Source organism: Bradyrhizobium sp. 956_D2_N1_4 (assembly GCF_052076025.1).
Lineage (GTDB): Bacteria > Pseudomonadota > Alphaproteobacteria > Rhizobiales > Xanthobacteraceae > Bradyrhizobium > Bradyrhizobium barranii.
Window position 1 is genome coordinate 5645707 of record NZ_CP197237.1, and the last position, 25014, is coordinate 5670720.

23 protein-coding genes are annotated in these 25014 nt (G+C 64.6%); 5 read left to right on the plus strand and 18 right to left on the minus strand.

The genetic code is table 11. The features are described 5' to 3' along the window. Window positions 1–15: 15 nt before the first annotated feature. From AB7535_RS26730 to AB7535_RS26740, 3 genes are all read right to left on the minus strand, one after another. Window positions 16–786, minus strand: a complete 771-nt coding sequence (locus AB7535_RS26730; protein WP_135214140.1) for a phosphorylase family protein — start codon at window positions 784–786, stop codon at window positions 16–18. Between the two features lie 236 nt (window positions 787–1022). Continuing rightward, on the minus strand, window positions 1023–1286 hold the full coding sequence (locus AB7535_RS26735) for a hypothetical protein (protein WP_343287533.1): 264 nt from the start codon (window positions 1284–1286) through the stop codon (window positions 1023–1025). 261 nt (window positions 1287–1547) lie between these two features. Then, entirely contained in the window at window positions 1548–2342 is a 795-nt protein-coding gene (locus AB7535_RS26740; RefSeq protein WP_354080318.1) for a DODA-type extradiol aromatic ring-opening family dioxygenase, read from the minus strand. Between the two features lie 160 nt (window positions 2343–2502). Here AB7535_RS26740 and AB7535_RS26745 point away from each other — a divergent pair, with 160 nt between their 5' ends. Continuing rightward, a complete protein-coding gene (locus tag AB7535_RS26745; RefSeq protein ID WP_135214138.1) occupies window positions 2503–2682 on the plus strand; it encodes a hypothetical protein in 180 nt (59 codons plus the stop codon). A gap of 7 nt (window positions 2683–2689) precedes the next feature. Here AB7535_RS26745 and AB7535_RS26750 read toward each other — a convergent pair whose 3' ends face one another. Then, window positions 2690–4162: a carboxylesterase/lipase family protein gene (locus AB7535_RS26750; RefSeq protein WP_135214137.1), complete on the minus strand. Its 1473-nt coding sequence runs from the start codon at window positions 4160–4162 to the stop codon at window positions 2690–2692. 82 nt (window positions 4163–4244) lie between these two features. Further along, entirely contained in the window at window positions 4245–4493 is a 249-nt protein-coding gene (locus tag AB7535_RS26755; protein WP_063979742.1) for a hypothetical protein, read from the minus strand. A 190-nt stretch (window positions 4494–4683) separates the two neighbouring features. On the opposite strand from AB7535_RS26755, the gene AB7535_RS26760 reads away from it, so the two are divergent. The 3 genes from AB7535_RS26760 to AB7535_RS26770 all read left to right on the plus strand — a co-directional run bounded on the left by AB7535_RS26760 (window position 4684) and on the right by AB7535_RS26770 (window position 8194). Beyond that, window positions 4684–7374, plus strand: coding sequence for a flavin-containing monooxygenase (locus tag AB7535_RS26760; RefSeq protein ID WP_135214136.1), 2691 nt, complete (start codon window positions 4684–4686; stop codon window positions 7372–7374). Between the two features lie 130 nt (window positions 7375–7504). Beyond that, window positions 7505–7777, plus strand: a complete 273-nt coding sequence (locus AB7535_RS26765) for a hypothetical protein (RefSeq protein ID WP_063979744.1) — start codon at window positions 7505–7507, stop codon at window positions 7775–7777. Window positions 7778–7888: 111 nt separating this feature from the next. Continuing rightward, on the plus strand, window positions 7889–8194 hold the full coding sequence (locus tag AB7535_RS26770) for a hypothetical protein (RefSeq protein WP_014493104.1): 306 nt from the start codon (window positions 7889–7891) through the stop codon (window positions 8192–8194). Between the two features lie 139 nt (window positions 8195–8333). Here the strand turns inward: AB7535_RS26770 and AB7535_RS26775 are convergent, their stop codons facing one another. From AB7535_RS26775 to AB7535_RS26830, 12 genes are all read right to left on the minus strand, one after another. After that, window positions 8334–8510, minus strand: coding sequence for a hypothetical protein (locus tag AB7535_RS26775; RefSeq protein WP_167767957.1), 177 nt, complete (start codon window positions 8508–8510; stop codon window positions 8334–8336). A 6-nt stretch (window positions 8511–8516) separates the two neighbouring features. Continuing rightward, window positions 8517–8672 carry a hypothetical protein gene (locus AB7535_RS26780; protein ID WP_014493103.1) on the minus strand — a complete coding sequence of 52 codons (156 nt, stop codon included), beginning with the start codon at window positions 8670–8672 and terminating at the stop codon, window positions 8517–8519. 111 nt (window positions 8673–8783) lie between these two features. After that, window positions 8784–9299 (minus strand): septal ring lytic transglycosylase RlpA family protein, encoded by a 516-nt coding sequence (locus AB7535_RS26785; protein ID WP_085401556.1) that lies wholly within the window; start codon window positions 9297–9299, stop codon window positions 8784–8786. Between the two features lie 152 nt (window positions 9300–9451). Next, a complete protein-coding gene (locus AB7535_RS26790) occupies window positions 9452–9619 on the minus strand; it encodes a hypothetical protein (protein WP_166101541.1) in 168 nt (55 codons plus the stop codon). A gap of 30 nt (window positions 9620–9649) precedes the next feature. Next, a complete protein-coding gene (locus AB7535_RS26795) occupies window positions 9650–10900 on the minus strand; it encodes a DUF1501 domain-containing protein (RefSeq protein ID WP_135214135.1) in 1251 nt (416 codons plus the stop codon). Window positions 10901–10902: 2 nt separating this feature from the next. Continuing rightward, a complete protein-coding gene (locus tag AB7535_RS26800) occupies window positions 10903–12384 on the minus strand; it encodes a DUF1800 domain-containing protein (RefSeq protein ID WP_071910568.1) in 1482 nt (493 codons plus the stop codon). A gap of 185 nt (window positions 12385–12569) precedes the next feature. Then, on the minus strand, window positions 12570–14582 hold the full coding sequence (locus tag AB7535_RS26805; protein WP_244623081.1) for a serine hydrolase: 2013 nt from the start codon (window positions 14580–14582) through the stop codon (window positions 12570–12572). 62 nt (window positions 14583–14644) lie between these two features. Beyond that, complete coding sequence (locus AB7535_RS26810; protein ID WP_135214133.1) at window positions 14645–17164, minus strand: M56 family metallopeptidase; 2520 nt, start codon at window positions 17162–17164, stop codon at window positions 14645–14647. Then, entirely contained in the window at window positions 17161–17553 is a 393-nt protein-coding gene (locus AB7535_RS26815) for a BlaI/MecI/CopY family transcriptional regulator (protein ID WP_014493096.1), read from the minus strand. Before AB7535_RS26815 ends, AB7535_RS26810 begins: the two co-directional genes overlap by 4 nt. 201 nt (window positions 17554–17754) lie before the next feature. After that, window positions 17755–19350, minus strand: coding sequence for an NAD-dependent malic enzyme (locus AB7535_RS26820; protein ID WP_354112650.1), 1596 nt, complete (start codon window positions 19348–19350; stop codon window positions 17755–17757). Window positions 19351–19569: 219 nt separating this feature from the next. Beyond that, a complete protein-coding gene (locus AB7535_RS26825) occupies window positions 19570–20568 on the minus strand; it encodes a tripartite tricarboxylate transporter substrate-binding protein (protein ID WP_354112531.1) in 999 nt (332 codons plus the stop codon). Window positions 20569–20667: 99 nt separating this feature from the next. Continuing rightward, window positions 20668–23001, minus strand: coding sequence for a mechanosensitive ion channel domain-containing protein (locus AB7535_RS26830; RefSeq protein WP_166101560.1), 2334 nt, complete (start codon window positions 22999–23001; stop codon window positions 20668–20670). 720 nt (window positions 23002–23721) lie between these two features. Here AB7535_RS26830 and AB7535_RS26835 point away from each other — a divergent pair. Next, on the plus strand, window positions 23722–24606 hold the full coding sequence (locus AB7535_RS26835; protein ID WP_354112530.1) for an MBL fold metallo-hydrolase: 885 nt from the start codon (window positions 23722–23724) through the stop codon (window positions 24604–24606). A gap of 142 nt (window positions 24607–24748) precedes the next feature. Here AB7535_RS26835 and AB7535_RS26840 read toward each other — a convergent pair whose 3' ends face one another. Next, on the minus strand, window positions 24749–25003 hold the full coding sequence (locus AB7535_RS26840; RefSeq protein WP_071910559.1) for a DUF3551 domain-containing protein: 255 nt from the start codon (window positions 25001–25003) through the stop codon (window positions 24749–24751). Window positions 25004–25014: the final 11 nt, after the last annotated feature.

The window sequence follows — 25014 nt, forward strand, 5'->3', positions numbered from 1 at the left end:
CGCGCTGCTGCAGGATCAGGCGCGTGTGGCTATCGTTTCAAGTGCACGCGTCGGAATGGGGACTCGGTCTCGTGAACACAGGTGCGGGAAACCAAAGTGAGCTCCGAGCCGTCGCTTGGCGCTGCGCAAAGCCATCACCGCCATGACGGAGTCAACGGCGAGCCGGCTAAGACCAGGGAGTTGCCCCGGGTCTTGAACAAGCGAACGTCCAATCTTGCGCAGTTCAGGCTTACCTGCTGGCCCGATATCTATGAGCGCGGCCCTCGGAAGTTTTCGATGAGCGGGGTTTAGAACAACACGACAGACGGCAAAGGGAATTCTGAGTTCGGAAGCAATTCGAGCGACGATCTGCGACTCCATATCGGCGGCAACCGCCCCGGTGATGCCATGGAAATCCCGTCTCTCTTCAAGACTTGTCATCGGGGAAGCGACACCAGCTATCGCAGAGTAGCTGGCACCCGGGATCATCCGAAGGAGCTCCTCGGCCCAGGGGAGGTCAGCTGGATAAGCTTCATCTTTCGCGGCAAATACCGACGAGGCGATGACAATGTTACCTGGTCGGAGCTTCGGATCTAGCCCGCCGCACACCCCGAAACTGATAATGCCGCGCGCGCCATGTCTGATGGCGTCACGCAAGTAAAAGGCGGTCCGGTCACCTTCAGCGATCATCGCTGGCGCGCCGGCTATTCTGGCCTCGATCGCAAGTCCAACTACGGCGATGACCGCCTTCACGTCACAGCGAGGGGCGCCAGTCTGAGCGTCGTTGACCGTGACATGCAGCGTCATCAGAGGCGTCGATAATCCTGAAACCGAAGTATTTCCAGACTCGGACAATCAAGAGTAAGCCGGCACTAGCACTGTCCGTCTAGACAAAATCGACAAGCCTCCCGATTGGAAGCCAGTTGTTGGAGAACTGTGCCTCGGACACCACAGCTGCCGCCTGATCGCGGCGGAGACTCGCACCTTCAATGGCGCAACGAACCCAAAGCGGACTCCTCGCAAATACCGTGAATCGCTGTGCTTCAGCTATCAGGCTGCCCCCGGTTGTCAGCAACTGGCAGCATCCCCAATGTGCGCTCGTTAAAGACCGGTTCGTTTGGCGGTTCTCTTGTTTCGAACTCGCCTGCTGGCCCGAAGCGGCTGATGGCCGACGGGCAAAGCATGTCCGCTCTGCCCTGGTCATTCACACCAACTTGTTTGCCAATCGCGAGCACGTCGTCAACCTCGATGCCGAGATAGCGCACCGTGCCTTCGATCTTGGTGTGGCCGAGCGAGAGCGGTGCCATGATCGAATTTTGCCGCTGTTTTGCCCGACGTGTCAAACCCGTCGAAATACCGCTCGCGTATCCTGCCCGGCAAAAGTACTCTGCTAAGCCATTCTATTTGCTGGGCCGTTCTACTGTGCATGGGGTTGTTTTCGACATTTTTAGTCGGAACCCCGTAGGGTGGATTAGCCCGCGGCTGCGCGAAGCGCAGTCCGCCAGCGTAATCCACCACCTTCATTGCGGCTCGATGGTGGATTACGCTGCGCTAATCCACCCTACGATTCATCCAAACACATACGACGCCATCGCGACGTTCGCGACCTCGTCGACGAAGACGCGCTTGCCGACGTCGCTGCCGGCGGCGCCTGCCGCGACCATCAGCGGCAGCAGATGGTCCTCGCGGGGATGCGCGAGGCGCGCGCTCGGCGCGTTCTCCCAGTCGACCAGCATCGCGTTGCGGCGCGCCGCATCCGGGTTGCTGATCGCCTCGTTCAGATAGGCCTCGAAATCATACGAGACGGGCTTCGACTCCGGCCGGTTGAAGCCGCGCATGTTGTGATAGGTGAGCCCGCTGCCGACGATCAAAATACCTTCGTCGCGTAGCGATGCGATCGCCTGCCCGACCTTGATGTGCTCGGCCGCATCGTAGCTCGCCTTCAGCGACAGCAGCAGGATCGGCATGTCCGCGTTCGGATACATCAGGCCGAGCGGCACGAAGGTGCCGTGATCGAAACCCTGATTGGGATCCTCCCGGCAATCGAGGCCGGCGTGCTTGAGCAGCGCCTTCACCTCCGCAGCGAGCTCGGGCTTGCCCGGCGCCGGATATTTGAGGTGATAGGTATGCTCGGGGAAACCGTAATAGTCGTACACCATCGGCGGATGCGCCGAGGTCGACACGGTGAAGGCTTCGGCCTCCCAATGGCCGGTGATGACGAGCACGGCCTTGGGCTTCTCGGGGAGAAGCTGCGGCAACCGGCCGAACTCCGCGGCCGTCTTGGCATATTGCACCCGCCGGTCCTCCATGAAGGGCCATGGGCCGCCGCCATGCGACAGGAAGAGGGTTGGAAATCGCGTCATGGATGCCGGCTCGTCTCGTTGACCACATGCGCGTGCGAGCTGCCCGCGCGAACGGCGGCGAGCATAGGCAAACCGGTATGGTTAGCAAGTCGTTAACGATTTGCCACCCACAATCCGGCCATGGCCGAAGGAGTCGGCCTGAAGACAAGCGAGACGTGAGATGAAGAAGTTTGCGCTGGGGGACGTCGTCAACAGTGACAAGGGCCGCCGCGGCGTCGTTCGCGCCGCCTACAGGTCCAAGGAAGGTCAGCAGTTCTACGCCGTCGAGAAGGACGGCACGATGGACCATCTGGAAGAACACCGGCTGAGCCCCGCGCCGCGCGTCGAGCTCGCGGCCTAAGCCCAACTCATTTTCTGTTCTCACTTGCAAGCCGGTCCAGGCGATCCGACCAGGGGTCGTCTCCGCTCGCGATGCGATCGTTCGTGATCAGCAGCAGGCGATCGCGGTCTGCGGCCGCGTCCCAATGCGGCAGATCCGGGCCGTTGGGATTGCCATTCCTTGCAAAGTTGATCCAGTAAGCGCGCATGCGGTTCGCGACCTCGCGATCCCCCCATGTGAGCAGTCCCGCGCCGGGCACGCCTTCCGCGCCGAAGATGAATTGCAACTCGCGCCCGTGCCCTTCGTCGGGATTTGTGCGCCGGGCCTCGGTCACGTAAGCGAAGCGATAGCGAAACGTAGGCGCACCGGTTGCCGCATGGAGGCGGGCGAGCAGCCTGACCGGCTCGGAGAAAACCTTGTCGGTATAGAATTTGGCTGCGCGCTCCGATGGTCTGGCGATGTCAGGGTAGAGCTGACGCAGCTCATCGGTGCTCTCGCCCGAGGACGCCAGCGTCTCCTTGATCTCCCGCTCGCCGTCGAAACGCGTCTCGTCGTCATTCGAGCCGATCATGAGTGGAATGCGGCTTTCATGTCCTGCTGTAAATCCAGTGGCCACGTCTTCGCGCAGCAGGATACCATCCATCGCGGGCGCGAAGCTGCGTTCGGATTTGGCGAGCAGTTTTTGTTCGGCCGCAAGCAGCCGCGCCGGCGCAGCGACGCGCAAATCCGCCTGCTGCCCAAGCGCCGCCACGAATTGCCGGCCCATGGCCTCCGCCTCCTGCACCGGGCGCAGGCGCGCGCGGCCGGGCAGCGATTGCAGAATGGCTTTCTGGAACAGATCGCGCGATTGCGCACACAGCATCAGCAGCGCGATCGACGTCGCGCCTGCGCCGCTGCCGAACAAGGTGACATTGTTCGGATCGCCGCCGAAGGCTGCGATGTTGTCGTGCACCCAATGCAGCGCCGCGATCTGGTCCATCAGGCCGTAATTGCCGGAGCCACCTTCCGACAGCGCGGGATGAGTGAGCCAGCCGAGCGCGCCGAGACGATAATTCACGGTGACCACGATGAGGCCGGCTTGCGCGAGCTTTGCACCGTCGAACAGCGGATCGTTCGCGGTGCCGCTGACGAAGCCGCCGTCATGGATGAAGACCATCACCGGCAGCGGGCCGTCGACCCCGAAGGGACGGAATACGTTGAGCGTGAGGCAGTCCTCGCTCGTATCAGGCAGCGAGGGCTGAAGACACGGCGCGCCGTACTCATAGGCGGTGCGCATCTCGGGGTTCTCGGCCGTTACCTGCGGTGGGCGCCAGCGCAGTGCGCCGACCGGAGCCGCCGCGTAGGCCAGCCCCTTGAACGACGCCACCTCGCCCTCGACGGCGCCGAGCATCTGTCCTTCACGCGTCAGCGCGAACGGAAACTGCCCGACCGCCTGAGCGACGGCCGCACCGTCCCAGCAGAGGAGTGAAGACGCCACAACGAGGGCAAACTGGAGCCGCATCCTGGGGGATCTCGATGCGCCAAAAGGTTCCCCGACAGGTTACGTCTGCGGCCCGCGATGAGGCAAGCTCGGCGGCGTCCGTCTAGCCGCCCTTGGCGACGATCTCCGCCAGCGCGCGGCGTGCGACGATGCCGAGCTCACCAAGCGTGGAATGGCCCGATTGCGCCGCCTCGATCAGGCGTTCGGCGATGAACCTGCGGCTGTCGTGATCGCCGCCGTGCGGCAATTGGCGGCACGTCTGCTCCAGGACGACGTCCATGTTGGCTTTCGTCCGCTCGCTCAACTCTGTCATGACGTCCGGTTGGTACGCGTGGCTTGTAACCGCAAGCATACACAGAAGGATGTGGTCTGATTAGCCCGGACAATCCCGGCGGTTGTGCATCGCGGTGCGTGTATCGCCGCAACCTTCGCGCGGCCACGATGGTGCCGCAAACGACTACCGAAGATTGTACCTGTCCTGATGACAAGCCAAGCCTGCGGCGATAGCCTGCCGGCAAAACAAAAGACACGGGAGGAATACCATGCCAGACGCAATGGTCGCCGCACGTGAGTCCAAAGCGGCGAGTGGAACAGCCCAACAAGTCGACGTTGCCGTGGTCGGTGCCGGATTTGCCGGCCTTTATCTTCTCCATCGCCTGCGCAAATCCGGCCTCACGGCGGTCGCCCTCGAGGAAGCCGGGGATGTCGGCGGCACCTGGTACTGGAACCGCTATCCCGGCGCCCGCTGCGATATCCAGACCATCGACTACAGCTACACTTTCGATCCGGAGCTCGATAACGCGTGGACCTGGTCGGAGAAGTACGCGACCCAGCCCGAGATCCTGCGCTATCTCGGCTTCGTCGCCGACCGCTACGATCTGCGCCGCGATATCCGCTTCAAGACCAAGGTCACGGAAGCCAAATGGGATGAAGCGACTGAGCGCTGGCAGCTCACCACGAGCAGCGGCACGCCGGTCTCCTGCCGCCACTATATCATGGCCACAGGCTGCCTCTCCGCACCGAAGCCGCCGGAGATCGACGGCGTCAAGGATTTCGAGGGCAAAGTCTATTTCACCGGGCGCTGGCCGCATGACGGCGTCGATCTCGCCGGGAAGCGCGTCGCCGTGATCGGCACAGGGTCGTCGGCCATCCAGTCGATCCCGCTGATCGCCGAGCAGGCCGCGCATCTGACCGTGTTCCAGCGCACGCCAAACTTCGCGCTGCCGGCGCATAACGGCCCCTCGCCATCCGATCGCATGGATATTTTCCAGAGCGACCGCGCGGCCTATCGCGAGCAGGCGCGACAGTCGATGACCGGCGTGCCCTATCCGCAGCAGACCGTCGTGAGCTGGCAATTGAGCGATGCCGAGCGTCGAGAGCGGTTCGAACGTGCCTGGGCAGCCGGCGACCTCGTCCACATCCTGACGCAGCTCTGGGCCGACCAGGGCGTCGACTTCAACGGCAATGCGCTGATCGGCGAGCTGATCCGCGAGAAGATCGGCGCTGCCGTGAAGGATCCGGAGACGGCGGCGGCGCTGATGCCGCACGACCATCCCTTCGGCGCAAAGCGCCCCTGCCTCGATACCAATTACTACGCGACCTACAACCGGCCGAACGTCACGCTGGTCAATCTGCGCCAGGAGCCGATCAAGGCGATCACCGCGAACAGCATCACGACGGCCAGGCGCAGCGTCGATGTCGACGTCATCGTGTTCGCGACCGGCTTCGACGCCATGACCGGCGCGATCCGCGCCGTGCATCCGATCACCGGACGCGGCGGCAAGTCGCTGACCGATGTCTGGGCGCAGGGGCCGCAGACCTATCTCGGGGTCACGGTCGAAGGGTTCCCCAACTTCTTCATGATCACCGGGCCCGGCAGCCCGTCGGTGCTGTCGAACATGGCGGTGTCGATCGAGCAGCATGTCGACTGGGTCGTCGACCGCGTCGCTGCGCTGCGCGACGCCGGCTTCACCACGATCGAGCCGACCGAGACGGCGCAGGCCGGCTGGGGCCGGCACATGACGGACTGTTCGATGGTGACCCTGCACCGGCTCGCCAACACCTGGTACACGGGCGCTAACGTTCCCGGCAAGGTGCAGGGCTTGATGCCTTATACCGGCGGCGTCGGCCCCTATCGTAGCATTTGCGACGAGGTCACGGCCCGCGGCATGCTCGGCTTCAAGCTGACCGGCCCCAACGGCGCCGCGCAATGCAACGACGGCGAGGTGGTATGCCTGCAGCCTGATGTGCGGCTGGTGCTGAACCTGCTGGCATCGCTGAACCTGCCGCCGATCGAGTCGATGGGCGCGCTCGGCGCACGCGCCTTCGTCAACGAGTTCAACAAGGGCCGGCCCGCGGGACGGCCGATCGGCGAAATCGTCGACGGCACGCTGCCCGGCGCGGACGGCCCGCTGCCTTACCGGATCTACAAGCCGGCAACGCCGGGGCCCCATCCGGTCGTGGTCTATTTCCACGGCGGCGGCTGGGTGCTCGGCGACGAGCAATCGGACGAGCCGCTCTGCCGCGATCTGGTGCGGCGGACCGGCATGATGTTCGTCAGCGTCGGCTATCGCCACGCGCCCGAGCATCGTTTCCCGACCGCAGCCGAGGACGGCTATGCGGCAACGCGCTGGATCGCCGAGCACGCGACCGAGCTTGGCGGCAGGCCGGGCCCGGTGCTGGTCGCAGGCTGGAGCGCCGGCGGCAACATCGCCGCCGTCACCTGCCAGCTTGCGCGCGATCGCGGCGGGCCTGAGATCGCCGGCCAGCTCCTGGTCTGCCCGGTCACCGACTGCACCTTCGACCGGCCCTCCTACAACGACAATGCGACCGGCTATTTCCTGACGCGCTCGCTGATGTACTGGTTCTGGGACCTCTACTGCTCACCGGCCGACCGCACCGATCCGCGCGTCTCGCCGCTGCGCGGCAACGTCGCCGGCCTGCCGCCGGCCTTGGTCGTCACCTGCGAATTCGACCCGTTGCGCGACGAGGGCATCGCCTATGCCGAGGCAATGGCGGCCGCCGGCGTCCCGGTCGAGCAGCTCAGGGCGCGCGGCCATTTCCACTCGTCCTTTGCGATGGTCGACGTGGTGATCACCGGTGTAGCGGGTCGGGTGCAGATGGCCGAAGCCCTGCGGCGCTTCGCCGGGCTTCCGCCGAAAGTCAGCCGCGGCGATGAGGATAGCCACGATCATGCCAGCCCGGGCCACAGAATCGCGGCGGCCGCGAGCTGATTTGCGACAAGGCGGCCGGGAACCTTTTCCCGGCTGCTGCGTTAAGCGCTTGGCATTAAGATGCAGTGATAGGTGTGGGCCCCGGCACGCAGATCCGCGTGTTGGGGCAATTTTTGTTGCGTGAGGGACGATGGGAGACGTGGTTGCGGATTCAAAGGTCGATTTCGGAGCGCCTGCAACCCTGCATAAATGGCCGTCGCTTGCGAACCAGCGCCGACCGGACAGGGATTCTTATCAGGTGAGCGAAGGTACGCTCGACCAGTGCATATCGGCCTTCATGGAGAAGCCGGCCACGACCAGGCATCTCTATGAGATTCACACGATTGCGCAGCCGCCGCTGGTCACCGATATCCTCTCGCCCGAGCATGTCATCGAGCTATCGCGGTTGAGAGAATTTCTCTGATTGCGTGCAGACGCGGAAGCTGCACGCGCGCGACAAGCTTTTCACGAGGCAGGAACCTTCTACCGGATTTTCCCGTTAACCGGGATCGGAAGTCGAGACGAGAGCCCCAAGATGCTTGAAGCCGGCGTACCATCCGCGGTCGTGCCCTATGGCGCAGACCAGACCCTGTTCGTGGTGATTGATCGCCGCGACAAGGCGACTGAAATCCGCATCGAACGAAGCGATCTTGAAGCGACGATCGGCGAGCTCGTCGCCGGCTGCTTCAACGATCCGATCAAGGTGATCTCGTTCAACACGCTCGAACACTGGATGAAGGACATCTCGACCGAAATCGCCGGCGAGATCAAGGCGCGCTGCGACATCGATGGCGTCCGGCTTCCCGACTATCTCAGCGACTTCGTCGAGAGCCATAGCTGACCGCGCCTCGTCCTCGTTGATACGTCTCAAATCGCAGGCAAAAAAAAGCGCCGCTTCCGCGGCGCTTTTCGTGTGGCAACATCATTGTTTGATACGTGATCTTATCGGAAAAAACACGTCACGCTTTCTGGATCATGCTCTAGTGGTGCCAGAACAATGCCAGCAGCAGAACGATCGGCAGCGGCACGCCAAGCAGCCAAAGCAAAGCACCTCGTCCAAAACCCATGACTTCCTCCTCCACATTCATCAATGACTTGACGCCAGAGACGAACAGAAGTTCCGCGCCTCGCAGCGAGGGCGAATGCGTCCAGTGCATGGTTTATCAGGCGCGCCGATACTTGCCGGCGATGACCTCGATTTCGCGGCGGCGTTCGCCGGCGAAGGTCAGGAGCTTTTCGATCGTCAGCGTATCCGTGATCCGTTTGGCGAGCCGCTCGGCGCGCGCGGCCTGATCTTCGAGATACTGGATCGTGTTCAAACGCCGCCTCCCCCGAGGACTCCAAATTGGAGCCCCGACTTGTTTGGGCACTCATGGTGCGCCAGGGCGACTAACACTCGGTTAAGCGGGGCGGCTCAAGTCAATCAATCTCTATCGCACCACGTCGAGCCGGACATTGGTGATGCCCTTGTCGACCATGCCGAGCGCCTCGGCCGCGGACGGCGAGATGTCGACCACGCGCCCACGAACATAGGGCCCGCGATCGTTGACCCTGACGGTCACGAAGCGGCCTGAGGAGACATCGGTGACGCGCAGCTTGGTGCCGAACGGCAGGCTGGGATGCGCCGCGGTCAATTCGTTCTTGTCGAACCTCTCGCCGCTCGCGGTCTCCGTGTCCGAATAGAAGCTGGCAACGCCGTGCGAAGCGGTTTGCTTTGCGTCACGGTCGGGGACGCGTACCCGGCTGATCGGACGCGGATGCAAGGCCGCTACCCTATGGGGCCGCTGGACTGCAGCCTGCCGATTGGTGCCAAGATCGGCCTTCTGGCGGCCGACCGGCGATTGTGCGCAGGCGGCGAGCGATGCGGCACCGACGATGGCGAGCAGCAACCGGCATGAGCTTGCGAGGGAAATTCGGGCACTTTCGGCACGTGCAATGCGAGACATGGTACGCCCTCCGAACTGCCCGGAGTTTCGGCGGGCAATGAGGGCAGAACCTTGGCTGAAGGAAAGCAGGCTTAGGGCCACGACCGTTTCGCGCCGGCTGTGGCGATTCCACCACAGTGGCGTGTCCTAAGTCGAGCCAGACTCGCGAAAAACTAACCCGATACAACACGCCAGACGATCGGGCGCGTCTCCAGCTGCGCGTCGCTCGCCTCGGTGTCACCCTTCAGGAGCCGCATCAGCTCGCGCCGATAGAGCCGCCGCCAGCCGGTTTTCAGACTGGCGAGAAAGTCGAGTTCCCGTTGCGTCAGTGTGCACATCATGGACCCGATCCGGTTGCGCAGGCCGCGCCGTCAGCCGACGAGGCCGCCCATCGGCTTGACGTCAGCACTGCCGGGGAAGACCGCATCCGCCAGCACCTTCTGCTCGACGCGCAGATGGTCCCTGAGCAGGCCCTTCAGCACAGCGCGGAGATCGGTGGTCGGCTTGAGGTCGCGATCCTCGAACAGTTGCGCGGACTTCAGTCCCGGCCAGTCCGCGATCACGCGGCCGCCGGCGAGCGCGCCGCCAATGAGGAAGGCGACCGTGCCGGTGCCGTGATCCGTGCCCTGCGTGCCATTGATACGCGCGGTGCGCCCGAACTCGGTGACGACGGCGACGACCGTCTCCCGCCACGCCTCGCCCATGTTGGTCTCGATCGCCGCAAAGGCGCCATCGAGCGCACCGAGCAGATTGTAGAGCTGGCCCAACGCCGCGCCTTCGGCGATATGCGTATCCCAGCCGACGAAGCCCATGGCGCCGACGCGCGGGCCGTCGGGCTTGGCGAGATAGCGCGCGGCGGTGCCGGCGGCTTCGGCGAAGTAGGCGCGCACGCGCGCGATGCCGGGCGGCATCAATGTCGGATCGTCCGACATCGGATCGCCCGTGCCGGGCGCGCCGCCGAGCGAGGCGAGCTTCATGCGTGCCTGGAGCACGGTCGCAAGCTTCGGATCGGTGTGCTGGTAGAGATCGAGCAGGCGGTTCTGCGTGTCCTCGCTCGCCGGTAACAGTTTTTGCGGCACCCATGTCATGACGGGCGCCGAGCCGCGCACCACCAGCGGCGTCACCGAGCCGATGCCGAGCGCACGGCTGCCGCGCGGATCGACGCGCCCACCCGACTCCATCGCGAGCAGCGCGCGGTTGAGCCATCCCGATGCGGTGGCACCGGGCTTGGTGAACCCGCTCTCCAGCACGTCCTGGCCATCGAAATGCGAGCGCTCGCGATAGGGCGTCGCGGCAGCATGGACGATTGCGGCCTTGCCGGTCTTGTAGAGCCGGTGCAGGTTCGGCATCGCCGGGTTGAGCGCGAAGAAGGAATCGAGCGGCAATGCCGGCGGCTTGCCGTCCAGCACCAGCGCGCGATCGCCGCGCAAGCCGACCCAGTCGGGATCGCCGACCGGCGCGACCGCACCGAGACCGTCGAGCGCGCCACGCAGGACGACGACGAGAAGGCGCGGATCGCGCCCTTCGGCACGTGCGATCCGCGGCATCTGGCTCCACGCGAACAGCGCACCGGAGCCGACCAGAAGCTCGCGCCGCGTGGGCAAATGATTGACGAAGCCCATGCTCACCTCCTCTGAAAATCTGCCGACATGAACAGCAGCGCCAGCGCCTGCTGGCGGCTCTCGGCGCGGCCGACCGCCTGCTTCACTTCGGGCGCGATCTGCGATGCGAAGACGTCCTCGATGATCCCCTGCGGATCAGCAGTGGCCGCCACGCGCTCGGCAAAATTGTTGGCGATGTCGAGCCGCCGGCCAATGCCGTCGATCCAGCTTGCCTCGTCATCCGGATAGCCCTTGGGCGCCGACGGCCGCCACAGCCCTTCGCCGAGCAGCTCCTGGCCCGCCGTGAAACGCGTGGGGTCGACGACCGTAATCCCGGTCGCGCGCACCATGCCAACGCCCCATTCGCTCGGACGCTTCAGTTTTGACGGCGACCCGCGCCACGCGTCGTCCGACGAGACCATCGTGATCGCGACCTGCTTGAGATCGCCCTCGGTGTCGCGGAACGTCTTCGCCATTTGTTCGACGAGTGGCGGAGGCGGCTCGTCGGCCACGAAATGCCGTACGAGCTTGGTTGCGACATGGGTCGCGGTCGCCGGATGCGCAGCGAGGTCGCGCAGCACGGCGCGGCCCTGCTCGGCATCCTCCTGTTCGTAGCGCTTGCCGAGCACGGTCTGCCCGCCGGGCTCGTGCAGCCGCGGATTGAAGGTGAATTCGCCGCCGTGCTCGGGATTGTCTCCGGGCGGAACAAGCGTCCATCCCGTCAACACATTGGCGAAGCTGATCACGTCGTCCTGGGTGTAGCCGGTCCGCACACCCAGCGTGTGCAATTCCATGATCTCACGCGCAATGTTTTCGTTGAGGCCGCGGCTGCGGTTGATGCCGGCGATCGAGTTCGCGCCCATCGAGCCCAGATTGTCGAGATAGAACAGCATCGCCGGGTGGCCTTCGACCGCCAGCAGAAGATCGACGAAGTGGCCGAGCGCATTTGCGCGAATGGCCTCGCGCTCGTAAGCACCCGACATGCTCTGGATCTTGTAGGCCGAGATGCAGAAATGATTGGACCAGAACCACACCAGCCGCTCGGCGAAGCCGATGTCGGCGGCGAGCGCGGCTTCGATGCGCAGCTTGGCTTCCTGCAAGTAGATCGGACGGCCGGGATCGGGAACGGCGTCGGCCGCCTGCTTGGCCGCCATCTCGGCAGCATCCTTCTCCTGGCCCTGCGCTGGCGCTTGCCCCTCGGTCTGCGCCTGAGCCTGAGCCTGGTCACCCGGAGCAGTTGGCACCGCGGCCACCTGCTGCTTCTTGGCCTGTTGCTGCGCCTGCTTGGCGCGCGCGGCTCGCCGTGCATTGGCATCGGCCACTGTGCGATAGGCCTTCGCACTGGTGGGAAGGCTGGCGGCGGCGCTCAATGCGAGCGGCCGATCGAGCTCTGCGATCAACGCGCCGCGCGGGTCGGTCCCGACAGCCGCAAGTGATCCCGGTCGCGGCCCCATCCCGAACCGATGAAGCGCCAGCACCGCTTCAGCCTTTGCAGAATTGCTCATGGCGAACGCCCAATTCTCCGAGCCACCCGACGGCAGCGCGATGTTGCCGCGTGCGGACTACGAACCGTAATGCTACAGACCGTAACACTAGAGATCGGCTTGCGCAAGCCGGGATTGAAAACGCCGCTGCACTATCTCGGTAGAACAAGCGCGCATCCGCTGCCCGGCGGACGCGCGTGAGAGGCCTAGAAATTCGGCCCGAGCGCGATCTTCGCCGCGTGCTGCTCCCAAGGCCCAGGATTCAAGATGAGCCCAGAGACTTTGCCCGCGGCGTCCCTGACGAAAGCGATCCGGGTACGATCTTCGTCGGCTGCGGTGAATTCGTTGCTTGATGTCGCCACGAACGGGGTCGCCTTGCCCTTCTCGAATTCGAGGACCGGCCAGACCCCCGTCGCTTCCGCGACGAGCTTGCCTTCCGCGACGCGAACCTGAAGCCGGACCGAATTGACACGGCGGTCGGCTCTCACGACACTGAGGTCGTTCACGCCGTCTTGCCCCTTATGGACGAGCTTCATCTTGATCGTCGAGTTGGCTGGCCCTCGCAGCTTGGCCAGGACATCGGCGAGCGCGAGGCCTCTCAGCGGCGCGCCGTCAATTTCAGTGATGAGGTCACCCGCCGTCACACCGACCTTGGTTGCGGGGCCGCCGCCAGGGTTCGGCTTGTTGATCCTCAGCCCCTCCTGCTCCATGGCGACGAAATTCCCGATTCCAAGCCATCCGGTCTTGCCATCGGCCAGGCCCTGCCTGTCACGCGAGCTCACCGTGGCGCCGAAGTCATAGGTTCCGGCATAATCGGCGAGCAATCCCGGGCTCAGGGTCACCGGCTCAGCCGGCGGGACGGCGGTCGACTCGGGAATTGTCAATGCGCCATAGACGAGGTGATTGATCCCCGAATACAGCACCGCCTGGCGCGCTTTGCTGCCGGGCGTCGCCTGGACCATCTGTACGCCGATCAATTGCTCCGCCGGATCGATCCAGAAATACGTGCTCCAATGTCCAGCCCAGGAAAAGCTCCCGACCGCTCCCGGGATCCAGCTTTGGACCGGATCGGCGCGGATGGCGAAGCCAAGCCCGAAGGTTGTTCCCGCGCGGGCGCCAACCTCGTCACCTCCGAAGATGGTGACACCCGATGGCAGTGCGTTCGTCGTCATCTGCTTCACCGCATGCGGGCTGAGCACGCGCACGCCATCGAGCTCGCCGCCATTGAGCAGCATCTGGCAAAAGCGGAGATAGTCGGGCGCGGTCGATACGAGTCCGCCGTCGCCGGAAAACAACTTTGGCGGCGTCGTGACATCCCAGATCGGCGGCCGTTCCGGCATGGGAGAATCGACCAGCCGATCGAGCTTCTCCTTCGGTACAAAGAAGCCGGTGTCGACCATATGCAGCGGCCCAAAGATGCGGCTCTCCAGGAACTGATCGAAGGGCTGACCGGACGCCACTTCAACGACCCGGCTCAGCACTTCGGCGCTCCAGCCATATTCATGGACCTCGCCGGGCTCGTGCGCGAGCGGCAGGCGGGCCAGGCTCGACACGAATTCCGCCAACGTCGTGTCGCGTCTCCGCACGGCCCTCAAGCCGTAGAGCCCATGGATCGTCCGGATCCCGAAGTCGGCGCTTGCGTCGGCAAGGCCCGGTTCCGGGTAGGCAAAATCGAGCTCCGGATAGATCAGGCCAGACGTATGGCGCAACAGATCGCGAACCGTCATCGCACGTTTTGCTGGTTTTGGCAGACCGAGCCCGTACTCCATTTCGCCTGTCGCCGGGTCCGCCTTCTGGAAAGCGACCCGCATGTTCGCAAGCTCCGGCAGATATTGCGAGACGGGCGCGTCGAGGTCGAGCTTGGCCTCATCCACCAGAATCATGGCGGCGACACTGGCCACCGGCTTGGACATCGAGGCGATCCAGAAGATGGAATTCGTCTTCATCGGGACGGTCTTGGCGCGGTCCTGAAATCCGATGGCCTGCAAATAGGCGAGCTTGCCGCCCTTCGCGATTGCGACGACGGCACCGGGGAGAAGGCCGTCCGACGGCGAGAAAGAATCGAAGCGCGCCTGATACCACGGCGCGATCCGCGCCAAACGCGCGGCCGAGAACCCCAGGCTTTTCGCATCGCCCGGCGTCGCGAGGTCATCGGCGAACGCCGTCCCCGACAGGCAAAGCACAACGGGAATCGCCCACATCGATGCGACGAGTCTCATTCCGCAGTCTCCGCAGAAGCACAACAAATCTGAACAGGCACTCCTGCGGCAGATGTGAACCGTTAGAAATTGGGTCCGAGCGCGATCTTCGTGATCGTGCCGTTCCTGACGCCGATGCGCCATTCCGCCGAGCCGTTGGCGAACTGCGCGACATAGATGTCGCTGTCGAGCGCCGTGACACCGCGGAAGGAGACCGCACGCAACGCGCCGAGCCGCGCCAGGATCGCCTGATCGAACGGAAGCTGCTGGCGCGTGATGTCCGCCACTTCCGACGTCATATGCTCGTAGTCCGGCTGGCCCTTGCCGACACTATCGATGTAGCGGCGCAGCATCTCCTCACCATTGGCGATCGGAACGGCGCGGCGCGCGGCGCGGCCGGGACGCGCACCGAGGTTTGACGCCTCGACGTTGTGGAAGCGCGTCTGCCGGCCCGGCACCAGAACCTCAAGGCAGCGCCCCGACTTGTCGGCGATCATCCAGGGATTGTTCACGGTGGTCGTGGAGGCCCAGGTCGCGTTGGGCCTGACGACGCTCTGCATCCTGCGATTGCCGCTGGCGTCGAGATTGAAGACCTGAAGGTCCTCGCCCATCTCGTTGTAGACCATGATCCTGATCGGCGAGGTGCCGGCGCGGCCGCGCACGCTCGCCTCCTCCGAACAGGAGACGATGCCGCCGAGTTCGTCATTGCCGTCGGCCCGGAACAGCACGTCGCCGGCCTTGCCGTCGGGCTCGAGCATCAGGCGGAATTCGGCCGTGCCGTTCTCGAACTTCGCGCCATAGATGTCGTAGCCGCCGGGGCCGACGCCACGGAAGAAGAGCGATTCCACCGCACCGAGCGCCTGGAACGTCCCCCGCATTTCATCGAGCTGCCGGTGGACCTTGGCTGCGAGCGGCGCGCTCATGCGTTCGTAGTTCGGCGTGCCGCGGCGTAAGTCTTCAATCCCGCGCAAGATCATCTCCTTGCCGCCGGCGACCGGGACCTGCTCCCTGAACCTGTCAGGAACTTCCGCAAGGCGGCGCGTGAAATCCGCCTCGACCGCCTGGGCCACCGCTGCATCGACGCGAGGCGCGAGGCGAGCGCCGAACATCGCGCTCTGCACCAGCACGCGTGCAACCTTCGACTGCTCGTCGCGCAGGAAGATCAAGAGATGGTCGCCGCGGAAGGAGAAGGCGTCAGCGCCCTCGGCGAGGACCTGCGTTGCGCCCTGCCCCGTCTCACGCAACCAGAGACGATCGCCGTCACGCCGCAGGGTGAGCACGCGGTTCGGCGCGATCCTGTACCAGCCGACATATTGATCGAGCGATGCAGGATCGACGGCCGCCGTCGGCATCTCGGCGACGCGAACCGCGCGGATATCGCGGCCGTTCATGCGCAGCGTCAGCTCGGAGGAGCGGCGCTCCGCATCGAGCGGGAACGTGATCTCGCCGGACGAGGCCGCATAGGCCGCGGTGCCGTCACTGCCAACCGTCAGGCGCAGCCTGCGCTGTCCGGTGAGCTGGCCGTAGAGGTCGTCGCCCTCGCGGAAGATGGCGAACACCGAGGCAGGACCCATGGCGTAGAAATTGACGAAGGGGCGGTAATGCTCTGCCGGCACCTCGCCGGTATCCGCGGCGACGGGCACGGGATCCGGGGTGCGATAGGCGATCATGCCGGCGGACACGATCACAGCCGGAATGATCGCGGCCGCGATCCACAGCCGCTTGCGCCAGCCGACCGCGACGGGCATGGCGGCGGCCGCGATGATGCGCTCGACGCGGGCGCGCACGGTCGATACCCGCGCCATCGCGAGCTCCACCGGCCGCGGATTTACGCTGGTTGCGACATCGAGCAGGATTTCGGCATAGGACCACCGGTCGTCGATGACTTCGATCGCCTCGGCGTCGCTGATAATCTCGGCGAGCTCGGCAAGGCGCGCGAGCTGCCACCACGAGAACGGACTGAACCAGAACACTGCACGGTTGAGCGAGGCGAGCAGCAGGACATAGAAATCGCGATTGGCGACGTGCGCGCCCTCATGCGCAAGCACCGCGAGGCGCTTCTTCGCATCCCAGCCGGAGAACTGCGGCGGCACCAGAATGGTCGAGCCGAACGTGACGGGACCGCCGACCTCGCGGCTGACGCGCACGTCGGCGTCGATCAGCTGCGGGCCGCTCATCGGCCTTGCCGCGCGTGCCAGACGCCAGGTCAGGCAGAGACCGATGGCCAGCCGCAGCAGCAACGCGCCGGCGACGCCGGCATAGACGATGGTGGCGACCAGCCACCAATTGATCGATACAGCAGCTTTTGCCGGCGCCACGACAGCAGCGCCCGGCGGAATCGGCAGCGCGGGTTGCAGGGCCTCCGGCATCGAGACGTCGGCCGGCAGGAAATCATCCGGTACGGATACCGGCAGAGGCATCCGGGTGATCGTCAGCGTCGGCCAATGCATCACGAAGGGCATCGCCAGCGATGCCAGCAGCACGACGACCCACGCCGTCATGTGGACGTGCGGATTGCGCACGCGAAACAGGTTGAGACCGAACCAGACGACGCCTCCCAGCACGAAGGAGCGTAGCGCCGCCTCAGCCAGAGTTGCGATCATTCTTTCTTCACTCCCCTCGCCTTCTTCGCCTTGGCCACCTGGTCGGCCAGTGTACGCAGCTGCTGCTGGTCGAGCATCGCATTGTCCACCATGCCGACGAGGACTTCCTCCATCGAGCCGTTGCAGAACCAGTCGACGATACGCTGCACCGCCTTGGCCGCGACCCGCGCGCGCTCTTCTGCAGCGTGATAGACATAGGTGCGTCCGTCCACGGTGTGCCGAGCATAGCCCTTTTCTTCCAGCCGGCGCAGCACCGTGCGGACCGTGGATTCCTTCAGACGCCGCGACAGCCGCTCGCGCACGACCTCGGCCGTAACGGGACCATGGGCCCAAACCAATTGCATGACCTCGTGCTCGAGGTCGCCCAGTTCGGGCAAACGATCGTCCATGGCATCTGACCTTGCGGATTGAGTTTTCTTGTAACGCTACAGATCGTCGCATATGCGGCCGCGCCGCGCAACGGCGATTCCACCTGAAATGGTGTTGCTATGCCGTCATGCCCGGGCTTGTCCCGGGCATCCACGTTCTTCGTCCCGCGCGGCAAAGCGTGGATGGCCGGGACAAGCCCGGCCATGACGATGTGGAGGCAGTCAGTACTGCGGCTCGTACATCTGGGACTGGACCAGGCCCTTCACGTCGTTGGGTGCGGGTCCGTCGGCGAGACCGCGCTGGTAGGCGACGTCTGCCACCGCAACGGCGATGCGGGCCGAGACCTCGCGAATGCGAGGGAGTGCCGGATAGAGGCTGCCCTGCGCGAGGTCCTCCTTGCCGACGCAATCGGCGAGCGTATGGGCGGCCGCCATGAACATCTCGTCCGTCACCAGGCGCGAGCGGCTGGCGATGACGCCGAGGCCGACGCCGGGGAAGATGTAGGAGTTGTTGCCCTGGCGCGGCACGAAGGTGCGGCCGTTGAGCGTCACCGGATCATAGGGACTGCCACAGGCGAACAGTGCGCGGCCCTCGGTATAGCGGTAGGCATCCTCGGCCGAGCATTCGGCCTTCGAGGTCGGGTTGGAGAGCGCGAACACGATCGGCTGCTCGTTGAGCGTGGCCATCGCCTTGAGCACCTCGGGCGTGAAGGCGCCGCCGACCGCGGCCACACCGATGATCGCCGTCGGCTTCAGCGTCTTGATCGCGGTGAGGAAATCGGCGATCGGCGCCTGGCCGGCATGGGCATAGCGCAGCTTATGGCCCGAGAGGCCGTCACGGCCGCCGACGACGAGGCCGCGGGAATCCACCAGCCAGTTGCGCCGGAGAGCTTCCGCCTCGGAAATTCCCTCCGTCATCATGGCGGAGACGACGAGATCGGCGATGCCGGTTGCCGCCTCGCCTGCACCGAGGAATAGGATGCGCTGATCCCTGAGCTTGCCGCCATTGACGCGCAGCGCCGAGAACAGGCCGGCGAGTGCCACGGCCGCGGTGCCCTGGATGTCGTCGTTGAAGACGCAGGCCTCGTCCCGATATTTGTGCAGCAGCTTGAACGCCGAGTGATTGGCGAAATCCTCGAACTGGATCAGCACGCCCGGAAACGTCTTTCGCGCGGCCTGCATGAACTCGTCGACGAAGCTATCATAGGCCTCGCCGGTGAGCCGCCGCTCGCGCAAACCGAGATAATAGGGATCGTTCAAGAGCTCTTCATTGTTGGTGCCGACGTCGAGCACGATCGGCAGGCAATGCTCGGGATGCACGCCGGCGCAGGCGGAATAGAGCGAGAGCTTTCCGACCGGGATGCCCATGCCGTTGGCGCCGAGATCGCCCAGCCCGAGGATGCGTTCGCCATCGGTCACGACGATCAGCTTGGCCGGATAGGGCCAGTTCTCCAGGATCTCGGCGATCTGGCCGCGATCGCGCGATGAGATGAACATGCCGCGCGGCCGCTGGAAGATCAGGCCGTATTTCTGGCAGGCGAGCCCGACCGTCGGGGTGTAGATGATCGGCTGGATCTCGTCGATATTGTCGACGACGACGCGGAAGAACAGCGCCTCGTTGCGGTCATGCAGCGCATTCAGCGCGACGTATTTTTCAAGGTCCGTCGGCAGCGTGCGCAGATTGGTGAGTACGCGCTCGACCTGGGTCTCCATCGTCAGTACGCAGGGCGGCAGCAGGCCGCGAAGGCCGAGCGCGTCGCGCTCCGCTTCCGTGAAGGCGGTGCCCTTGTTGAGCAAGGGATCGCGCAGCAGCGTCATGCCGTGAGCGGGGTCGGATGATGTCGAATGGGCGCTGACCCGAGCAGGTCTATTCACGAATTCCCCCAGGGAGTTTCTTATTGAAGGGCAAGCATTGTCGGCCAGTGCTCACCTGAGATCAAGGACGTAGAGACTCAATGCTCGATTGTGATCTCGCACCGCAGCGAGATTTCGCGAAAAGCCGGCATTTGCGCGCGAGAAGAGCTCAACGCAGCAGGACTACTCGGGCTTGATGTCGGCGGCCTTCACGATCGGCCACCATTTCTCGGTCTCCGCCTTCTGGAATGCGCCGAGCGCCGAAGGCGATTGCTGGTCGGCCGGCGGAATCTCCTGCCCCAATTCGGCGAAACGCTGCTTGACAATGGGATCGGCAAGCACGGCGACGACGGCCGCGTTGAGCTTTGTGACGATCTCCTTCGGCGTGTTCTTCGGTGCCCAGATGCCGTGCCAGTAGGAGATGTAGAGACCGGGCAGGCCCGCCTCGTCGACGGTCGGAATGTCGGGCGCGGATGCCAGCCTTGTCGGCGACGTCACTGCGAACGCCTTGATCGCGCCGTTCTTGTATTGCGGCAGCGAGTTCGAGGCCTGATCGAACATGATGTCGATCTGGCCTGCAACGAGATCGATCATGGCGGGTCCGGCGCCGCGATAGGGCACGAACTGGAAATCGGTGCCGGTCTTCTCCTTGAAGAAGACGCCTGCGACGTGCGCGCCCGTGCCTGCACCAGCCGTGCCAGCAGTCGCCTTGCCGGGGCTGGCCTTCAGCCACGCAATCATCTCTTTCAGATTGTTGGCCTCGAGCGACTTCCGGCCGACGATCAGCTGCGTTCCCATCGCGATCGTGGCGACCGGCTCGAAATCGGCGATCACATCATAGGGCAGCTTGAAGATCGCGCCGTTCAGCACATGCGTGCCCCAATGGCCGATGGTGATCGTCGTGCCGTCAGGCGTCGCGCGCGCGACGCGGGCGCCCGCAATGCTGCCGGAGGCACCGGCCACGTTCTCGACCACGACGGTCGTGTGCAGCTGAGCGGCGATCCGCTCGGACAGGATCCGCGCCAGCGTGTCGGTTGGGCCACCCGCCGCGAACGGCACCACGAGGGTGATGGGGCGCGACGGGAACGGCTGGGCGCCCGCCGGTACGGCCCACGCCGCGGATCCGATCAATGCGCAAATGACGATCACATGACCGCGTAGTCCGGCCCACAGCGCCTGCATTCCATCCACCCTTTTTCATCGCCCGCATGTTGTCAGCGGGCTGGGGCCGGAGTGAACGCTGCCGGGCGGGCAGAGGCAAGCTGGAAATTATGCCGAGCGCTAACCAGCCGCCCGCCGCGGGGCCAGATTGGCGGCGCCATCAGCCGGCGGCGCGATCTGCATCAGGATGGTCTGGACCGGGGATGCGACCTCGATGCCGTTCTGCTGGAAGCGCAGCTTCATGCGGCGGTTGAATTCGCGCTGCACCGGCCAGCGGCCGGCCTCCGTGCAGCGGATCTGGCCGACGATCGACACCATGGCACCATCGACCTTGTCGATGCCCCACAGCTCGAGGTCGCCGCGAATTGCCGCGCGAAACTCCGGCTCGCGGCGCATCTCCTCGACGATGTCCTTGAGGATCTGGCCGGCGCGGTCGGTGTCTTCCTTGTAGGCGACATTGACGCTGACGGATGCATTGCCGGCGCCGCGACTGGCATTGGTGATGGTCGTGACCGCGCTGAACGGCACGATGTGCACCGCGCCGTCGCCTGCGCGCAGACGAATGGTGCGGATCGAGACGTTCTCGACCACGCCGGACAGCCCCGAGACGCTGACGTTATCGCCGACCTGGACCGTGTTCTCCAGCAGCAGGAACAGGCCGGTGATGAGATCCTGCACCAGCTTCTGCGAGCCGAAGCCGATGGCGATGCCAACGATGCCGGCGCCGGCCAGCAGCGGCGCGACATTGACGCCGATCTCGCTCAGAGCGGTAAGGCCGACGACGGTGGCGATCAGGCAGAGCAGCGCCGTTCGCAGCATCGGCTGGAAGGTGCGCAGGCGCGCCGCGCGGGCGTAGTGCCCGTCGCGTGACAGCGTATTGATCTGGCGGTCCAGCAGCGCGTTGCTGGCTTCCCAGATGGCGGCAGCAATGAGCACGGCGATGCCGATGGTCGCCACCGCCGAAATCAGCCGGCCGCCGATCTGGCCTCCATAGAACCAGACGATGGCGTCGACGCCCCAGACTTCAAGCACGGCCACGAAACCGATGAACGCGATCACGCTGGATACGATCTTGCGCAGTAGCGGCAGATAGCGGTTGGCGCGGATCTCGAGGCCAGGAAAGCGCTGGAGGATCTCCGGCTTGATGCGGAAGCCGCGGTCGATCAGGCTCAGCGTCACCATGATGGCGACGCGCGTGATCAGCGCGACCACGACGGTGCCGACGAAATATTGCAGCAGCAGCGAATAGCCATTGCGGATGTTGAGCGCCCACACCGCCCACAGCGCGAGGTCGAGCGCGATGGCGAGATAGTGCCAGCCGCCGGCAATGCGGTTGCGCAGGCGCGCCGCGATCCCCTGCCGCTCCGCCGGCGCGCGGATGGCTTCGGCGACCTGGCGGCGGCATTGCAGGATGATGACGACGACGAAGAGATGCACGACCAGCAACACCATGCGCAGCAGCGCGGCATAGCCGGCACGATGCAGGCCGAGCAGCAGCGCCACATTGGCGAAGGCGATGCCGGAGACGCCGACGCCGACGATGCGCCGCGCCCAGATCTCGATATAGGCCGCGGTTTCTGCCCGAACCGGAACCAGGCCAAACGGCCCCGCCAGCGCGCGGACGACGCAGATGAGCCCGCGCGAGAACGCATAGGCATTGACGACGGCGAGGATCACGAGGCGGACGGTTGCGGGATCGCCGATCTCCGTGCCGAGCAGTGCGGTTGCGACGCCGATGAAAACGAACACGGGGAGCAGCTCGAGCAGGAGACGTCCGAGCACGAAGGGTAGCCGCAGCAGCAATTGCCAGACACGTGCGAGACTGTGGCGGCGCTTGTGCAGTTCGGGCGCGGGCGTGACATCGGCGACCGATGACGGCGGATCGGCGATGGGCAGCACCTGCGCCGGCAGACGCGCGGTTTGCGGAACGCGTCCTTCCAGGAATGCGACCGGTCGGCGGATCGCGCGGAAGATCACCCACTCCGCCGCAATGGCGCAGCCGAGCACCAGCGCGAGCTTCCACGCGATCTCGATCAGGAGGTTGTAGGCGACGGGATCGTTGGCGGTCCGTACGATCCAGTAATAGAAGGCGGGGAAATGCGTCAGCGTCCGCGCCACGTCGGCGATCTCGCGCGAGATCTCGCCGATCTCTTCCGACACCGTGAGCAGGAGCTGTGCGCCAAGGCCGTCGGCCGAGAGCGGGATCGGCGATTTCTGCTCGGGCGCGGCGGGCACCGGCTGCTGCTGACCGGGCACATTCGCGATCACGCGCAGCGTATCGATCATCTGCGCACGTTTTTTGTCGTCCTGGAGCGTCTCCAGCGCCCGCTTGGCTTCCTCCGGCGACAGTGCGGCAGCCCTGTTGGCGGCCGGCGGCTCGGCGCGAACGGTGGAAAGAGATGAGATCGCGATGAAGAGAGCGGCGAGGAACGCCGGGGCAAGCTTGTGCGACACGAGGATTCCCTGGAAAAGCGCATGCGCCGGCGGAGTCGGGACTGTCGCCGCCGAAGCACTGCGTCATGTCGTATCGACGCTATTCGCCCCGGCGCTGTGTCGGAAGTTGGCCAACGAGGCGACATTCTCTTGGCATTTGCCGCAATGCAGGAACGGGAACCGTCGGCTCCGCGCGGCCGAACATCAGCCGAGTGCGATGCGCACGACAAAACCCTCCCGTCATTCCGGGAGTCGGCCCGGAATGACGGCGAGGAGGAGGAGAAAGCGGGATGTCAAAGCGCCTGTCATGGCGGCCGCATCACGGCCATCCGACACGATCGGTGTGATGCAAAATACAGCGCCGGGTAGGTAGGGGCTTTGCCTCACTGATGCAGCCCGCTAAACCTTTACCCGGCGTGCCGTTCGCGGTTTCTGCCGCTATGCGATAGTCCGAACGAGCTCCATCGCACTTAACGCGGCTGGATCTGCGGAGGTGGAGTCATAGACCTCCCCTTGCTCTGAGATGGACGACGCGTCGCTTGTTTGCGACCAACAGCATGCTCCTCCCGTGACATAAAACTGTCAAGCAGGATCAATGGTGCCGGTATCACATTTGAGGACGTGTTCCCTCCACCGCGATAGATTGATCGCAGTGGATCAGGGAATAAATTCCCTCCCGCCGCGTTTGTGTCAGAGAGTCCATTCGCCTTCCGCATTCCATCCATTTCCAGAAAGCAAGACATGAAAGCATTACTTTGCATCGCCGCTGTCGCGGCCCTCCTGACTGGATCAGCCTTCGCGCAGACCCCGCCGCAGACCTCGACCAAGAAGGTCGACGGCACCGAGAACGTCTACGTCTTCCGCTATGGCGGTCATCAGTCGATGTTCATCGTGACGCCGCAGGGCGTGATCGCGACCGACCCGATCTCGTATTTGCGTCCGGCAAAGCCCTATATCGACGCCATCAAGGCCGTCACCGACAAGCCGATCAAATACGTCATCTACAGCCACCACCATTACGATCACATCGCCGGCGGCCAGCCCTTCAAGGACCTCGGTGCCACCTTCATTGCGCACCGGCGGACCAAGGAGCGCCTGCTCGAGCTGAAGAAGCAGAATTCGCTGCTCGCCGATGTCGTGATGCCGGACCAGGTGATCGGCGACAAGAAGAGCATCACGCTCGGCGGCACCACGCTCGAGCTGAACTATGTCGGCCGCAACCATTCCGACAATTCGCTGGTGATGCGGCTGCCGAAGGAGAAGATCGTCTTCGTCGTCGACTTCGCGCCGATCGAGTCCGTGCAGTTCCGCAACATTCCCGACAACGCCTCGCCGATCGAGTATATCGCCTCGCTGAAGAAGCTGGCCTCGCTCGACTGGGAGCGGATGATCCCCGGCCATCCCTATGCCGGCGGGCGCTTCGGCACCAAGAAGGACGTCGAGGACGACATCGCCTACATGGAAGATCTGTCCGCAGAGGTGAAGAAGGCCGCCGATGCCGGCAAATGCTTCGACACCGCGATGAAGGAAGTGAAGCTGCCGAAATACGAGAAATGGGCGAATTACGAGACCGCCCTTCCCGCCAATATCGAGCGCTTCTGCTACTGGTGGGGCCGCGGGTATTGAGGGTCGGCTTGCTCAGACGCGACGAGCTTCGCTCGCGCTGAGATCGTAGGGTGGGCAAAGGCGCTCTTGCGCCGTGCTCACCACCTCTCGCCGGATGAAGATTGGTGGGCACGCTTTGCTTTGCCCACCCTAGGGATCGCCGCTAGCGAACGCGCCGCCCTGTCCTCGCCGACGGCGCCTGCGCGAAATACGGATTCGTCAGACATGTCGCCGGACGCCCCTGCGCGCTTGCCTGGCACTGGGCGAACGAGGAGAAAATGCAGTCCATCCGCTCGCCCTCCAACTCGCCGAAGACGTGCAGGCAGACCGGCGCATCGCCCCCATAGGTCTGGGCGCGCGCGGAACCGGCGATCAAGAGCGCGGCGAACAGGGAAACGACGACAGCAGGCTTGTACACGACAACCTCGA

Coding starts and splice junctions, on each gene's coding strand:
- AB7535_RS26765 (WP_063979744.1), top strand. CDS start 7,505: ATGGGAGACGTGGTTGCGGATTCAAAGGTCGATTTCGGAGCGCCTGCA.
- AB7535_RS26810 (WP_135214133.1), bottom strand. CDS start 17,164: ATGATCGCAACTCTGGCTGAGGCGGCGCTACGCTCCTTCGTGCTGGGA.
- AB7535_RS26775 (WP_167767957.1), bottom strand. CDS start 8,510: ATGCACTGGACGCATTCGCCCTCGCTGCGAGGCGCGGAACTTCTGTTC.
- AB7535_RS26815 (WP_014493096.1), bottom strand. CDS start 17,553: ATGGACGATCGTTTGCCCGAACTGGGCGACCTCGAGCACGAGGTCATG.
- AB7535_RS26790 (WP_166101541.1), bottom strand. CDS start 9,619: ATGATGTGCACACTGACGCAACGGGAACTCGACTTTCTCGCCAGTCTG.
- AB7535_RS26805 (WP_244623081.1), bottom strand. CDS start 14,582: ATGAGACTCGTCGCATCGATGTGGGCGATTCCCGTTGTGCTTTGCCTG.
- AB7535_RS26730 (WP_135214140.1), bottom strand. CDS start 786: ATGACGCTGCATGTCACGGTCAACGACGCTCAGACTGGCGCCCCTCGC.
- AB7535_RS26835 (WP_354112530.1), top strand. CDS start 23,722: ATGAAAGCATTACTTTGCATCGCCGCTGTCGCGGCCCTCCTGACTGGA.
- AB7535_RS26745 (WP_135214138.1), top strand. CDS start 2,503: ATGAAGAAGTTTGCGCTGGGGGACGTCGTCAACAGTGACAAGGGCCGC.
- AB7535_RS26770 (WP_014493104.1), top strand. CDS start 7,889: ATGCTTGAAGCCGGCGTACCATCCGCGGTCGTGCCCTATGGCGCAGAC.
- AB7535_RS26750 (WP_135214137.1), bottom strand. CDS start 4,162: ATGCGGCTCCAGTTTGCCCTCGTTGTGGCGTCTTCACTCCTCTGCTGG.
- AB7535_RS26740 (WP_354080318.1), bottom strand. CDS start 2,342: ATGACGCGATTTCCAACCCTCTTCCTGTCGCATGGCGGCGGCCCATGG.
- AB7535_RS26785 (WP_085401556.1), bottom strand. CDS start 9,299: ATGTCTCGCATTGCACGTGCCGAAAGTGCCCGAATTTCCCTCGCAAGC.
- AB7535_RS26825 (WP_354112531.1), bottom strand. CDS start 20,568: ATGCAGGCGCTGTGGGCCGGACTACGCGGTCATGTGATCGTCATTTGC.
- AB7535_RS26755 (WP_063979742.1), bottom strand. CDS start 4,493: ATGCTTGCGGTTACAAGCCACGCGTACCAACCGGACGTCATGACAGAG.
- AB7535_RS26820 (WP_354112650.1), bottom strand. CDS start 19,350: ATGACGCTGCTGCGCGATCCCTTGCTCAACAAGGGCACCGCCTTCACG.
- AB7535_RS26735 (WP_343287533.1), bottom strand. CDS start 1,286: ATGGCACCGCTCTCGCTCGGCCACACCAAGATCGAAGGCACGGTGCGC.
- AB7535_RS26760 (WP_135214136.1), top strand. CDS start 4,684: ATGCCAGACGCAATGGTCGCCGCACGTGAGTCCAAAGCGGCGAGTGGA.
- AB7535_RS26800 (WP_071910568.1), bottom strand. CDS start 12,384: ATGAGCAATTCTGCAAAGGCTGAAGCGGTGCTGGCGCTTCATCGGTTC.
- AB7535_RS26795 (WP_135214135.1), bottom strand. CDS start 10,900: ATGGGCTTCGTCAATCATTTGCCCACGCGGCGCGAGCTTCTGGTCGGC.